The sequence below is a fragment of the Kitasatospora sp. CB02891 genome (genome assembly GCF_002803145.1).
Taxonomy (GTDB): domain Bacteria; phylum Actinomycetota; class Actinomycetes; order Streptomycetales; family Streptomycetaceae; genus Kitasatospora; species Kitasatospora griseola.
Map to the genome: position 1 here is coordinate 328934 of NZ_NNBO01000003.1, position 14316 is coordinate 343249.

General features: G+C 72.6%; 10 protein-coding genes. 5 read left to right on the top strand and 5 right to left on the bottom strand.

The window, feature by feature from the left end; translation table 11 throughout:
• The first annotated feature begins 28 nt into the window (after positions 1-28).
• On the top strand, positions 29-3349 hold the full coding sequence (locus CG736_RS10305; protein ID WP_100585872.1) for a BTAD domain-containing putative transcriptional regulator: 3321 nt from the start codon (positions 29-31) through the stop codon (positions 3347-3349).
• 7 nt (positions 3350-3356) lie between these two features.
• Here CG736_RS10305 and CG736_RS10310 read toward each other — a convergent pair whose 3' ends face one another.
• The 3 genes from CG736_RS10310 to panB all read right to left on the bottom strand — a co-directional run bounded on the left by CG736_RS10310 (position 3357) and on the right by panB (position 6316).
• Positions 3357-4190, bottom strand: coding sequence for an ABC transporter permease (locus CG736_RS10310; protein ID WP_100585873.1), 834 nt, complete (start codon positions 4188-4190; stop codon positions 3357-3359).
• Positions 4187-5167: an ATP-binding cassette domain-containing protein gene (locus CG736_RS10315; protein ID WP_100585874.1), complete on the bottom strand. Its 981-nt coding sequence runs from the start codon at positions 5165-5167 to the stop codon at positions 4187-4189. Before CG736_RS10315 ends, CG736_RS10310 begins: the two co-directional genes overlap by 4 nt.
• A 276-nt stretch (positions 5168-5443) precedes the next feature.
• Positions 5444-6316 carry a 3-methyl-2-oxobutanoate hydroxymethyltransferase gene (gene panB, locus CG736_RS10320; protein WP_043913654.1) on the bottom strand — a complete coding sequence of 291 codons (873 nt, stop codon included), beginning with the start codon at positions 6314-6316 and terminating at the stop codon, positions 5444-5446.
• Between the two features lie 213 nt (positions 6317-6529).
• Here panB and CG736_RS10325 point away from each other — a divergent pair, with 213 nt between their 5' ends.
• The 3 genes from CG736_RS10325 to CG736_RS10335 all read left to right on the top strand — a co-directional run bounded on the left by CG736_RS10325 (position 6530) and on the right by CG736_RS10335 (position 9958).
• Complete coding sequence (locus CG736_RS10325) at positions 6530-8146, top strand: MFS transporter (RefSeq protein WP_100585875.1); 1617 nt, start codon at positions 6530-6532, stop codon at positions 8144-8146.
• A 23-nt stretch (positions 8147-8169) separates the two neighbouring features.
• Positions 8170-8811: a TetR/AcrR family transcriptional regulator gene (locus tag CG736_RS10330; protein WP_100585876.1), complete on the top strand. Its 642-nt coding sequence runs from the start codon at positions 8170-8172 to the stop codon at positions 8809-8811.
• 148 nt (positions 8812-8959) lie between these two features.
• A complete protein-coding gene (locus CG736_RS10335) occupies positions 8960-9958 on the top strand; it encodes an endonuclease/exonuclease/phosphatase family protein (RefSeq protein ID WP_100585877.1) in 999 nt (332 codons plus the stop codon).
• 12 nt (positions 9959-9970) lie between these two features.
• Here CG736_RS10335 and CG736_RS10340 read toward each other — a convergent pair whose 3' ends face one another.
• Both CG736_RS10340 and CG736_RS10345 read right to left on the bottom strand, forming a co-directional pair.
• A complete protein-coding gene (locus CG736_RS10340) occupies positions 9971-10762 on the bottom strand; it encodes a putative protein N(5)-glutamine methyltransferase (protein ID WP_232733905.1) in 792 nt (263 codons plus the stop codon).
• 172 nt (positions 10763-10934) lie between these two features.
• Entirely contained in the window at positions 10935-12680 is a 1746-nt protein-coding gene (locus CG736_RS10345; protein ID WP_100586020.1) for an NAD+ synthase, read from the bottom strand.
• 244 nt (positions 12681-12924) lie between these two features.
• Between CG736_RS10345 and glnA the strand changes: the two genes are divergently transcribed.
• Complete coding sequence (gene glnA, locus CG736_RS10350; protein WP_043913642.1) at positions 12925-14286, top strand: type I glutamate--ammonia ligase; 1362 nt, start codon at positions 12925-12927, stop codon at positions 14284-14286.
• Positions 14287-14316: the final 30 nt, after the last annotated feature.

Sequence of the window (14316 nt, forward strand, 5' to 3'; positions counted from 1 at the left end):
CGTCCGGCGCGTCGCGCAGAATGGGCGGGTGCATTACGGCATCCTCGGCACCACCACCGCCCACCACGACGACGGCACCCCGATCGCGCTCGGCGGCGCCCGGCTGCGCGCCCTGCTGGCCGCGCTCGTGCTGCGCCAGGGCCGGCCCGTCCCGGCCGAGCTGCTCGCCGAGGAGGTGTGGGCGGACGAGTCGCCGCAGGACACCGCCGCCGCACTGCAGACCCTGGTCGGCCGGCTGCGCCGCACCGTAGGCCGGGCCGAGATCGGCTCCGGACCGGCCGGCTACTGGCTGACCGGCCCGCACACCGACGTCGCCGAGTTCCAGCGGCTGGCCGGCGACGGCGCCCGCGCCCTCGCCGACGGCGACCCGGCCGGCGCCGCCGACCGGCTCACCGCCGCCCTCGCGCTGTGGCGCGGCCCCGCGCTCGCCGACCTGCCCGACCGCACCGCCCCCGCCGCCCGCCTGGAGGCGCAGCGCGAGGAGGCCCGCCGGCACCGGCTGACCGCGCAACTCGCCCTCGGCCGGGCCGCCGAGGTCACCGCCGAGCTCGCCGAACTCTGCCGCGACCACCCGCTCGACGAACAGCTCCAGGCGCTCCGGCTGCGCGCCCTGCGCGCGGCCGGCCGCACCGCCGAGGCACTCGTCCGCTACGAGGAGATCCGGCACACCCTCGCCGAACAGCTCGGCACCGACCCCGGCCCCGAACTGCGCGCCCTGCACCGCGAGTTGCTCACCACCGCGGCCGAACCCCCGCGCGCCGCCGCCGCAGTTGCTCCCGCCGCCGGCAACCTGCGCCCCGGCCGTACCAGCTTCGTCGGACGCGAAGGCGAACTCGCCACCGTGGCAGGCGCGTTGACGGCCGGGCGGCTGACCACCCTGACCGGCCCCGGCGGCTCCGGCAAGACCCGGCTGTCCGTCGAGGCCGGCCGCCGCGAACAGGACGCCGCGCACTGGCCCGGCGGCGTCTGGCAGATCGAACTCGCCCCGCTGGAGGACCCCGCCGCCGTCCCCGACGCCGTCGCCTCCGCGCTCGGCCTGCGGGAGACCGTGCTGCACACCGGCGGCGTCGCCGAGGTGATCGAGGGCGGCCGCAAGGACCCGGTGCGCCGGGTGGTCGACCACCTCGGCCGCCGCCGCGTCCTGCTGCTGCTCGACAACTGCGAGCACGTCGTGCAGGCCGCCGCCGACCTCGCCGACCGGCTGCTCGCCGACTGCCCCGGCGTCACCGTCCTCGCCACCAGCCGCGAACCGCTCGGCGTCCCCGGCGAGACCGTGCTGCCGGTCGAACCGCTGCCCGACCCGTCCGCGCTGCGCCTGCTCGCCGAACGCGGCGCCGCCGCCCGCCCCGGCTTCCGCACCGACCAGGACCCGGAGGCCTGCGCCGAACTCTGCCGCCGCCTGGACGGACTGCCGCTGGCCATCGAACTCGCCGCCGCCCGACTGCGCGGACTGACGCCGCGCCAACTCGCCGACCGGCTGGACTCCCGGTTCGCGCTGCTCACCGCCGGCTCCCGCACCCTGCTGCCGCGCCAGCAGACCCTGCGCGCCGTGGTCGACTGGTCCTGGGACCTGCTGGGCCCGCGCGAACGCGCCGTGCTGCGGCGACTCTCGGTGTTCGCCGGCGGCTGCACCCTGGAGTCCGCCGAGGCCGTGCTCGCGGACGCCGAGGTGCCCCGGGCGGACGTCGCCGACCTGCTGCTGTCACTGGTCGACAAGTCCCTGCTGGTGGCCGGCCTGGGCGAGCAGCCGCGCTACTGGATGCTGGAGACCATCCACGAGTACGCGGCGCAGCGGTTCGCCGAGGCCGCGGAACCCGAGGTCGCCGACCGGCACACCGCCCACTACCGCGAACTCGGCCGCACCGCCCACCTGAACCTGCACGGACCCGGGCAGCTCGACGAACTCGCCCGGCTCGACCGCGAGCAGGAGAACCTGCGGGCCGCGCTGCGCCGCGCCGTCGACGCCCGCCAGGAGCAGGAGGGCCTGGCGCTGGTGCTGTCGATGGCCGGCTACTGGATGCTGCGCGACTACCGCACCGAGTCCCGCGCCTGGTACGAGGCGGTCGCCGCGCTCGGCCCCGACCCGTACGCCGAGGACGCCCCGCCGCCCGTCCCGCTCACCGCCGGGCCGCTGGACGCGCCGCTGCCGATGCCGCCCGAGCTCCTCGACGAGGCCCGCCGCCAGCTCGGCCTGCACCGGCTGATCAGCATGTTCTCCGGGGACATGAGCATGCTCGACAGCTCGGGCGCGCTGCACACCGCCGAACGCATCCTGGCCACCTACACCCCCGACCTGCCGCAGTCCTACCGGCAGCCGGTGCTCGCCCGGATCTTCACCGTCTTCCTCACCGGCGAGATCGAGCGCACCCGTGAGGTGATGGACGACGCGGTGGCCGGCGCCCGGGTCCACGGCGGCCCGCTCGACCTGGCGTTCGCCCTGCAGCTGCGCGCCCGGCTGCTCAACGACCTGGCCGGCGCCCTCGACCGGGCGATCGCCGACAGCGAGGAGGCGCTCGCCCTCTACACCGCCCTGGGCGACCGCTGGGGCATGTCCGACGCCCTCTCCGGCAAGGCCGAGAACGCCACCAAGTCCGGCGACGCCGCCCAGGCCGAGGCGGCCTTCCGGCAGGCCATCGAGCTCTCCACCCAGCTCGGCGCGCACCAGGAGGTCCCGATGCTGCGGGCCCGGCTCGGCGAGGTGCTGGCCGAACGGGACCCGGAGGCCGGCGAGCGGATGGTCCGCGAGGCGGTCGCCGCCGCGGCCGAGGAGCACAGCGACGCCGAGGGCGCCCGGATGTACGGGCGGCTGGTGCTGTGCAACCTGGCGGTGCGCCGCGGCGAGTACGCCGAGGCGCTGGCCCTGCTCGACGAACTGCCCGTCGGCCAGGCCCTGCGCGGCCCCGTCCCCTCGGTGTTCGCCGGCATCGTCGCCTGCATCCGCGGCTGGGTGGTGGCCCGGTCCGGTGACCCCGCGGCCGGCCTGGAGCTGATGCGCGCCGGCCGCCGCTCGATGACCGACGTCGAGGGCGGCGCCACCATCTTCGTCGAGCACATGGCGATGATGCTGATGGTCCCGATGGCCGGCGCCCTGGTCGAGTACGCCCGGACGTACGACGAACCCGCCGCCGCCCGTCGTGCCGCCGAACTGCTGGGCGCCCACGAGGGCATCAGCGGCATGCCCGGCTCGTTCATGGAGCGCAGCGAGCACGCCCGGTGCGTGGCCGCGGCCCGCGAACTGCTCGGCGCGGACGCCTACCTGAGCGCCTACGAGCAGGGCGGACGCCTCACGTTGCGTGAGGCGTCCGCCCTGCTGAACGATCCCGGCTCGTTCCGCTCCGAGGCCGGCTGATCCACCGTCAGGTGCGCTTGCGGAAGCGGGCCACCGCCAGCGGCGCGGTCACCACGGTGATCGCCGCCGACCAGATCAGCACCGTCACCACCGAGTTGCCGACCGGGCCGCCGTTGATCAGCGCGCGGCAGGCGTCCGCCAGCGCCGACAGCGGGTTGTGCTTCGTGAACGCCTGCAGCCAGCCCGGCATGGTGGAGGGGTTGGCGAAGATCGAGCTGCCGAACTGCAACGGCATCATCACGATCATCGCCATGCCCTGCACCGCCTGGGCGCTGCGCAGCGCCATGCCCAGCAGCATCGACACCCACATCAGCGAGGCGCCGAACACCAGCGAGAGGCCGACCGCGGCCAGCAGGTTCAGCGGGCCGCCCTTGACCTCCAGGCCGAGGAGCAGCGCGAAGCCGATCAGCACCGCGAAGGCGACCAGCGCCCGCAGCGTCTCCGCGATCATCTTCGACAGCAGCACCGCGGAGCGCCCGATCGGCAGGGTGCGGAAGCGGTCCATCACGCCGGTCTGGAAGTCGGTGTTCAGTCCGGTGCCCAGCGCCATCGCCAGGTTCAGGCCGGTGGTGCCGAGCAGGCCGGGCACCATGTACTGCATGTACTCGTGCTGGTTGGTGGCCATCGCGCCGCCGAACACGTAGACGAACAGCAGAATCATGATGACCGGCACCAGCAGGGCGTCCAGCATGGACTCCGGGTCGGCCTTGATCCGCATCAGGTTCCGGCGGGTCAGCGCACCCAGGTGGCGCAGGTTCGCCCGCAGGCCGATCCGGGTGTCGTCGCCGCTCGCCCGGGCGGGAGCGGACGCGGGTGCGGGGCTCAGGGTGGCGGTGCTCATGCGACGGGCTCCTTGTCACGGGCCGGGGCGGGGACGGACGGCTTGCCGGTGATGGTCAGGAAGACCTCGTCCAGGCTGGGCAGCTTGGTGTCGATGCCCGCGATCCCGAACCCGCGGGTGCCCAACGCCGCTATGACGGTCGTCAGTTGCTCCTCGTCGGTGAGATGCACCGAGAGCAGGCCGGACTCCTCCGAGAACGTCGCCGGGACCCCGGTCTCGCGCAGGCACCGGGCCATCTCCGGCAGTTCCGCTGGACGCAGCGGACGCACCTGCAGACTCTTGCCGCCGACCTGGGCCTTCAGCTCCTGAATGCCGCCGTTGGCGATCACCCGGCCCTTGTCGATCACGGTCAGCGCGTCGGCGAGCTGCTCCGCCTCCTCCATGTACTGCGTGGTCAGCAGCACCGTGGAGCCCTCGCCGACCATCCGCTGCACCTCGTCCCACACCTCGTTGCGGGTCCGCGGGTCCAGCCCCGTGGTGGGCTCGTCCAGGTACAGCACCTTCGGGCGGCCGATCATCGACGCCGCGAGGTCCAGCCGCCGCCGCATGCCGCCCGAGTAGCCCTTGGCCGGACGCCGGGCCGCCTCGGTGAGCGAGAACCGCTCCAGCAGCTCGGCGGCGCGGGCCTTGGCCTCCTTCCCGGACAGGTCCAGCAGACGCCCGATCAGGTAGAGGTTCTCGTAGCCGGACAGCAGCTCGTCCACCGACGCGTACTGGCCGGTCAGACCGATGGTCCGCCGCAACTGCTTGGGCTGGTGCAGCACGTCGTACCCGCCGACGAACGCCGTGCCCGCGTCCGGCTTGATCAGCGTCGACAGCACCCGCACCAGCGTCGTCTTCCCGGCCCCGTTCGGTCCGAGCAGCCCGAGCACCGTCCCCTCGCGCACCGTCAGATCGACCCCGTCGAGGGCCTTCGTCTCCCCGTAGTGCTTCACGATGCCGTGGACCTCCACGGCGTTCCGTTCGATTCGCGTCATGGGAACACCGTGCCGGTGCCGCCTGTCAGGCGACCTTCATCCGACTGTCAGGGGAAGGACGGGGCGTGACAGCGAATGGGCGCGGGCAGGTGGCGAACCAGGGGCGCGGGGAACTGCGCGAGGCGGAAGGCACCTGTCCGCAAGGTCGCGACGCAGGCAATGACTTGCCGTTGATCGCGACCTTGCGGACAGGTGTGCGCTTGTCGCGCAGTTCCGCCCCCTCGGCTTCGGCCTGGGGGTACCCCCAGCGCCCCTGTTTTCGCGCCCTTCTTGCCCTTACTGGAAGCTGTGCTCCGGGCCCGGGAAGGCGCCTTCGCGCACGTCCGCCGCGAATTCGCTCGCGGCCTGCGCCAGCGTCGCGCGCAGGTCGGCGTACTGCTTGACGAACTTGGGGACGCGGCCGGCCGTCATGCCGGCGAAGTCGGTCCAGACCAGGACCTGGGCGTCGGTGCCCGGGCCGCCGCCGATGCCGACGGTGGGGATCGCGGAGTGGGCGGTGACCTCGGCGGCGAGTTCGGCCGGGACGGCTTCCAGGACGACGGCGAACGCGCCGGCCTGCTGGACGGCCTTCGCGTCGCGGAGCAGCTGGTGGGCGGCCTCGTCGCCGCGGCCCTGGACGGGGTAGCCGCCGTAGGCGTGGACGGACTGGGGGGTGAGGCCGATGTGGGCCATCACGGGAATGCCGGCCTCGACGAGGAGTTCGATGGTGCGGGCGCTGCGCTCGCCGCCTTCGAGCTTGACGGCGTGGACGCCGGCCTCCTTCATCAGGCGGGCGGCGTTGTGCATGGCCTGGGCGGGGGACTCCTGGTAGGAGCCGAAGGGGAGGTCGGCGACGACGAGGGCGCGCTGGGTGCCGCGGACGACGGCGGCGGAGAGCATCACCATCTGGTCCATGGTCACCGGTACGGTGGTCTCGTAGCCGAGGTGGCAGTTGCCGGCGGAGTCGCCGACGAGCAGGACGGGGATGCCGGCCTCGTCGAAGACGCCGGCGGTGAGGGCGTCGTAGGCGGTGAGCATCGCCCACCGTTCGCCGTTGCGCTTGGCCTTGGCGAGGTCCCGGACGGTCACCCGTCGGCTGGTGACCCCACCGTAGAGGGTGTTGACGGGCGCGTCCTGCGTCTGGGCAGGCTGAAGCGGAGAGGCGTTCATCGAACAGACTCCTGGTGTGTGTCGTCTCGTGGCGCCGTGCGGCGTCCCCGGATCTGGCTCCATGCTTGCACGCCACGGGCCGTCAGCAAAGAGGCGGAAGTCCGTCGGGGGTTCTCGGCCCCGGGGGGCTCTTGGGAAGGTCTTTGCCGTTCGGTGTCCCGACCGTTACGATACGGAACCGTCTCGTATCGAAACCGCGGCTAGTGTGTTCGTATGACCTCGCCGACCGCGCCGCTCCAGGCCCCCCGGGTGCCGGAAGCCGTACACCGCCGACGCTGGTGGATCCTGGGCACCCTGGTGCTCGCCCTGCTCGTCGTCGTACTCGACAACTCGATCCTCAACGTGGCGATGAAGACCATCGCCACCCCCGCCCCGGTGGGCCTCGGCGCGAGCCAGAGCGACCTGGAATGGGCGATCAACTCGTACACCCTGGTGTTCGCCGGGCTGCTGTTCACCGCCGGCCTGCTGGGCGACCGGTTCGGCCGCAAGTGGACCCTGCTGTCCGGCATGGTGGTCTTCGGACTCGGCTCGCTGCTGTCGGCGTTCGCCGGCAGCCCGGGCGAACTCATCGGCTACCGCGCGGTGATGGGCCTCGGCGGCGCGTTCGTGATGCCGGCGACGCTGGCCATCATCATGAACGTCTTCGAGCGGCACGAGCAGCCCAAGGCGATCGGCATCTGGGCCGGCGCGGTGGGCCTGGCGATCGCCATCGGCCCGATCACCGGCGGCCTGCTGATCGAGCACTTCTGGTGGGGCTCGGTGTTCCTGGTGAACGTCCCCATCGTGATCCTCGCGCTCGGCCTGATGGGCTGGCTGGTCCCGGACTCCAAGGACCCCAACCCGGGCAAGCTCGACCCGGTCGGCGTGCTGCTGTCCGTGATCGGCCTGGTCGCGCTGATCTACGGCATCATCAAGGGCGGCGAACTCGCCGACTTCACCGCCCCCGAGGCGTGGGTGCCGACCCTGGTCGGCCTGCTGGCGCTGGCCGCCTTCGTGCTGTTCGAGAAGCGCACCAGCCACCCCGCGCTGGACGTCACCTGGTTCCGGAACAAGGTGTTCTCCGCGTCGATCAGCGTGGTCGGCATCGTGTTCTTCGCGCTGATGGGCGTTTCGTTCTTCGGCGTGTTCTACACCCAGAGCGTGCGCGGCTACAGCGCCCTGCAGGCCGGTGAGCTGATGCTGCCGCTGGCCGTCGCCCAGCTGATCTTCGCGCCCCGGGCCCGCCTGGTGGTGGACCGGATCGGCATCCGGCTGACCTGCGCCGGCGGCATGCTGCTGGTCACCGTCGGCTTCCTCGGCTACGTGTTCCTGACCGCGACCAGCCCGATCTGGCTGCTGATCGTGCTCGGCTTCGTGATGGGCACCGGCATGGCGCACGTGATGCCGCCGGTCACCGTCGCGATCATGGGCGCGCTGCCGCGCGAGAAGGCCGGCGCGGGCTCCGCGCTGAACAACACCTTCCGCCAGGTCGGCGGCTCGCTGGGCATCGCGGTGCTGGGCGCGCTGCTGTCCACCGTGTACCGCAACGGCATGGAGGACCACCTCGGCGCGGTGCCGGAGCAGTTCCGCTCGCGGGCCGGCGAGTCGATCGAGTCCACCCTCGGGGCGGCCGAGAGGCTGCACCTGCAGGCCCTGGTCGACCCCGCCAAGGACGCGTTCATCCACGCCATGCACGTGGTCTCCGCCGTCTCGGCCGGCGTCACCGTGCTCGGCGCGGTGCTCGCGATGGCGCTGCTGCCCGGCAAGCTCCCCGCCGCCCCCGGCGGCCCCGCCGGGAAGCCCGGCGCGCAGGGCCGGACGGACTCCGACACGAGTCCTGCCAAGGTCTGATCGCAAGGGTGGAGAATAAGGCCATGACAAGCGCCGACACTCCGCTCAAGCCGTGCCACGGCCCCGCCGCGGAGCAGGACGCTCCGCGGCGGGGCCGTCCGCGCAGCGAGGCCGCCGAGCACGCGATCTTCGGCGCCGTCGAGAAGCTGATGGAGGACGGCGTCGGCCTGGCCGAGCTGTCCATCGAGCGGATCGCCGCCGAGGCGGGCGTCGGCAAGGCCACCATCTACCGGCGCTGGCCCAACAAGGAGGCCCTGCTGGTCGACGTGGTCGACCGGCTGGAGGAGCCGATGCCGCCGCTGGCCGGCCCGACCTACCGGGACGACCTGATCAGCGCCGTCGACTACATGCGCCGGCGCGGCCTGATCAAGCGCTCCCGGTGGATCGTCAAGTCCGCGCTCGGGCAGATGAACAGCTGGCCCGAACTCAAGCAGACGTACCACGAACGGGTGGTCCGTCCGCGCCGCGAGCTGATCCGGCAGATCGTCCGCCGCGGCGTCGAGGAGGGCGAGCTCCGCTCCGACCTGGACGTCGAACTGCTCTGCGAGATGCTGATCGGGCCGATCCTGCTGCGCACCGTCCTGTGGGACGACGCGCCGCTGGAGGACCCCGACCTGCCCCGGCAGATGATCGACGCCGCACTCAACGGCCTCGCCGCCCGCTGAGCCCCTCCGGCCGTTCGGCGGGAACTCTTCGCACACTTTGTCGCGTCCCTCCCGTCATAGGCTGAGCCGAGAATCGGATCGGAGCAGGTCGGACGGGGTCGACGGGGAGTCGGCGGACACACGACGGACACGGCGGCGAGGAGCGGGCATGGTGCGGGCGGAGGGCCCGGCGGTAGCGGCGGACGAGCAGGAGCAGACCCGGCGCGGCCGGCTGCGCCGCTGGTTCGACTGGCGGCGCGGCCGGCCGCTCACCCTGCTCGGCGTGCTGGTGACGGTGCTGCTGGTCGCGCACGCGCAGGTGCCGAACGCGGTCGGCAACCTGGGCAGCCTGCTGGAGACCTTCCTGCCCTGGCTGGGCCTGACCGTGCCGATGCTGCTGGCGCTCGCCCTGTGGCGGCGCTCCGGCGTCGCCGTGCTGGCCGCGCTGCTGCCCGCCGCGGTGTGGCTGAACCTGTTCGGCGCGCTGCTGGTCGACAAGAGCAGCGGTCCCGGCGACTTCACCGTGCTCAGCCACAACGTCGCCGCCGCCAACGACGACCCGCAGGGCACCATCCGGATGCTCACCGGCTCCGGCGCGCAGATCGTCGCCCTGCAGGAACTCTCCGGATCCGCCGTCCCCGTGTACGCCGCCGGGCTGGCCAAGGCGTACCCGTACCACGCGGTCGAGGGCACCGTCGGCCTGTGGTCCAGCTACCCGATCGACGGCGTCGAGGTGGTCGACATCAAGATGGGCTGGACCCGGGCCTTCCGCGCCGAGGTCACCACCCCCAAGGGCCCGCTCGCCGTGTACGTCGCCCACCTGCCCTCGGTGCGGGTCAAGTTCGACAGCGGCTTCACCGCCGGCCGCCGGGACGTCAGCGTGCAGGCCCTCGGGGATGCCGTCGCGCGCGAACCGCTGCGCAAGGTGCTGCTGCTCGGCGACCTCAACGGCACCGTGAACGACCGCAGCCTGGCCCCGATCACCTCGCAGCTGCGCTCCGCCCAGGGCGCGGCCGGCGACGGCTTCGGCTTCTCCTGGCCGGCGTCCTTCCCGATGGCCCGGATCGACCAGATCCTCAGCAAGGGCGGGCTGGTCCCCACCGACTCCCGCACCCTGCCGGCGGACGCCAGCGACCACCTCGCGGTGGTCGCCGGCTACCGCTACTAGCCGCGGCCGGGCTCAGAACCCGCCGATCACCACGGTGGCGTCCCGGTCCTCGTCCTGCTCGACCCGGACGGTCAGGCCCTGATCGGCCATCAGCGCGGTCGTCGCCGGAGCCTGCCGTTCGCTGGTCTCGATCAGCAGGTGGCCGCCGGGCGCCAGCCAGCGCGGTGCGGCGGCCGCCACCCGGCGCTGCACCGCCAGGCCGTCGGCGCCGCCGTCCAGGGCGACCGGCGGCTCGTGGTCGCGGGCCTCCGGCGGCAGCAGCGGGATCTCGCCGGTCGGCACGTACGGGGCGTTGGCCACCAGCAGCCCGACCCGGCCGCGCAGCGCCCGCGGCAGCGGGGCGTCCAGGTCGCCCAGGTGCACCGTGCCGCCGTACGGGGCCAGGTTGCGGCGGGCGCAGGCGGCGGCCGCCGGGTCGACGTCGGCGGCGTGCAGCTCGACCTCGCCGAGCCGGTCGGCCAGCGCCGCGCCGATCGCGCCGGAGCCGCAGCACAGGTCCAGCACCACCGTGCCGGGCGTGCCCAGCGCAGCGGCCCGCTCGACCAGGAACTCGCTGCGCCGGCGCGGCACGAACACGCCCGGGGCCAGTGCGATGCGCAGCCCGGCGAACTCGGCGAAGCCCACCACCTGCTCCAACGGGTGCCCTGCGCACCGCAGTTCGAGCATCTCGGCGAGCCGGGCGGGGTGGTCGGCGGCGGACAGCAGCAGCCGGGCCTCGTCCTCGGCGAAGACGCAGCCGGCCGCCCGCAGCCGGTCGGCCAGGTGGGCGGGGGAAAGTTCGGCAGAGGGAAGGGGGAACGACACGAAGACCTCTTCGAAGAGCCTTGCGGGCTCCCGTGCGGTCAGACCGCGGCCCGACGGCGGGGGAGCACCTCGACAACCTGCACGGTGATCTCTCCCACCTCCTTCGGCCGGCGCGCCGTCCATGATCGGGCGCGTCTCGCGGCGCTCACCCTAACCCCTGCCGTCCGCGTTGTCAGCCCTGCCGCCAGCGGTTGGTGATCGGCAGTCGGCGGTCGCGGCCGAAGTTCTTCGGCGAGACCTTCGGGCCCGGCGGGTACTGCCGGCGCTTGTACTCGGCGGTGTCGACCAGACGCACCACCCGGTCCACCACCTCGGCGGGGAAGCCCTCGGCGACGATCGCGTCCCGGCCCTGGTCGCCCTCGACGTACCGGTCGAGGACGGCGTCCAGCAGGTCGTAGTCCGGCAGCGAGTCGCTGTCCACCTGGTCGGGCCGCAGCTCCGCGGACGGCGGCTTGCTGATGGTGTTCTCCGGGATCGGCGGCACCTCGCCGCGCGCCTCGGCCTGCGCGTTGCGCCAGCGGGCCAGCCGGAAGATCAGCGACTTGTAGACGTCCTTGATCGGGCCGTACGCGCCGACCGAGTCGCCGTACAGCGTCGAGTAGCCGACCGCGAGTTCGCTCTTGTTGCCGGGGGCGAGGACGATCTGACCCTCCTGGTTGGAGATCGCCATCAGCAGGGTGCCGCGCAGCCGGGACTGCAGGTTCTCCTCGGCCAGGCCGGTCAGCTCGGTGGCGCCCATATAGGCGTCGAACATCGGGGCGATCGGCACGGTGCGGAAGTGCAGGCCGGTGCGGCGGGCCAGCTCGGCGGCGTCGTCCCGGGAGTGCTGCGAGGAGTAGCGCGAGGGCATCGAGACGCCGTACACGTTCTCCGCGCCGATCGCGTCCACCGAGATCGCCGCGACCAGCGCCGAGTCGATGCCGCCGGACAGGCCGATCAGCACCGAACGGAAGCCGTTCTTGCGGACGTACGCCCGGGTGCCCTCGACCAGCGCCGCGTACACCTCGGCCTCGTCGTCCAGGCGCTCGCCGACCCGGGGCAGCACGGGCTCGGCCGGGGCGGGCTTCGGCGCGCCGCCGAGGTCGACCCGGGTCAGCCGCAGGCCGTCGGCGAGCACCGTGCCGTCCGGCAGGCCCGGCTCGGTCGCGGCCGGCAGGTCGAGGTCCATGACCAGCAGCGCCTCCTCGAACTGCGGTCCGCGGGCCAGCAGTTCGCCGTCCTCGCGGACCACCAGCGACTCGCCGTCGAAGACCAGCTCGTCCTGCGCGCCGACCATGTTCAGGTACACCAGCGGGCAGCCGGCCTCGGCGGCGCGGCGCTTGACCAGCTCCAGCCGGACGTCGTCCTTGTCGCGCTCGTACGGCGAGCCGTTGATCGACAGCAGCAGCCCGGCGCCGGCCTGGCCGGTCGCGGCGACCCGGCCGCCCTCCTGCCAGATGTCCTCGCAGATCGCCAGCGCGATGTCCACGCCGTGCAGCCGAAGGACCGTCAGCTGGTCGCCCGGCACGAAGTAGCGGTACTCGTCGAACACGCCGTAGTTCGGCAGGAAGTGCTTGGCGAACCGGGTGACCACCTCGCCGCCGCGCAGCACCGCCGCGCAGTTCTGCGGCTTCCCCGCGAACCGGCTGCCCGGCTCGCCGCGGCCGAGGTAGCCGACCACCACCGGGACCTCGCCCAGGCCCTCGGCCTGCAGCTCGGCCGCCAGGTCCACCAGGGCGGCGCGCGAGCCCTCCACGAACGAGTTGCGGAACGCCAGGTCCTCGACCGGGTAGCCGGTCAGCACCATCTCGGGGAACGCGATCAGGTCCGCGCCGGACTCGGCGGCCCGCTTCGACCAGCGCAGCACCTCCTCGCTGTTGCGGGCGAGGTCACCGACCCAGGGGTCGATCTGGCACAGGGCGAGACGCAGATTCGGCATGACCACGAGTGTAATCGTCTAACTGACGTTATGTCGCTCGGGGTGGCCCTCGGACCTGGTGGCCTCCGGGGCCGCCGCGGTCGGCAAGCGGGCGGGGATCCGCCATGATGGGGACGGCGCGTTCGGGCGCGGTGCGGATCCGGCGTGCAGCGGGTCCGGCGCGGCGCGCACGACACGGCGCGCACGACGCGTGGGACGCGCAGGGCGTAACACGGGCGTAAAGAGCAGAGGTGAGACTGTCCCCATGGGCAAGCAGCAGGAGTTCGTGCTTCGCACACTCGAAGAGCGTGACATCCGGTTCGTCCGGCTGTGGTTCACCGATGTCCTCGGTTTCCTGAAGTCGGTGGCGGTCGCCCCCGCGGAACTGGAGCAGGCCTTCGAGGAGGGCATCGGCTTCGACGGCTCCGCGATCGAGGGCTTCGCCCGGGTGTACGAGTCCGACATGATCGCCAAGCCGGACCCCACCACGTTCCAGATACTGCCGTGGCGCTCCGAGAACCCCGGCACCGCCCGGATGTTCTGCGACATCCTGATGCCCGACGGCTCGCCGTCCTACGCCGACCCGCGCTACGTCCTCAAGCGCACCCTGGAGAAGGCCTCCGAGCAGGGGTTCACCTTCTACACCCACCCCGAGATCGAGTTCTTCCTGCTCAAGGACCTCCCCGGCGACGGCACCCCGCCCACCCCCGCCGACCAGTCCGGCTACTTCGACCACACCCCGCGCGGCATCGGCCACGACTTCCGCCGCCAGGCCATCACCATGCTCGAATCCATGGGCATCTCGGTCGAGTTCAGCCACCACGAGGGCGCCCCCGGCCAGCAGGAGATCGACCTGCGCTACGCCGACGCGCTCTCCACCGCCGACAACATCATGACCTTCCGGCTGGTCATGAAGGAGGTCGCGCTCGAACAGGGCGCCCACGCCAGCTTCATGCCCAAGCCGTTCTCCAACTTCCCCGGCTCCGGCATGCACACCCACGTCTCCCTGTTCGAGGGCGACCGCAACGCGTTCCACGAGTCCGGCGCCGAGTACCAGCTCTCCAAGGTCGGCCGCTCCTTCATCGCCGGCCTGCTCAAGTACGCCGCCGAGACCGCCGCCGTCACCAACCAGTGGGTCAACTCCTACAAGCGGATCTGGGGCGGCTCCCAGCGCACCGCTGGCGCCGGCGGCGAGGCCCCCTCCTACATCTGCTGGGGCCACAACAACCGCTCCGCCCTCATCCGGGTCCCCATGTACAAGCCCGGCAAGCAGGGCTCCACCCGGATCGAGGTCCGCTCCCTCGACACCGGCTGCAACCCCTACCTCGCCTACGCCGTCACCCTCGCCGCCGGCCTCAAGGGCATCGAGGACAACCTGGAACTCCCGCCCGGCGCCGACGACGACGTCTGGGCCCTGACCGACGCCGAACGCCGCGCCCTCGGCATCCAGCCCATGCCGCAGAACCTCGGCGAAGCCATCGATCTCATGCAGCGCAGCGAACTCGTCGCCGAGACGCTGGGCGAGCACGTCTTCGACTTCTTCCTCCGCAACAAGCGGCAGGAGTGGGAGGAGTACCGCTCGGAGGTCACCCCGTTCGAGCTGAAGAAGATCCTCCAGGTGCTGTAGCGCGTACGGGACCCCGGTTCGGCGGCGAAG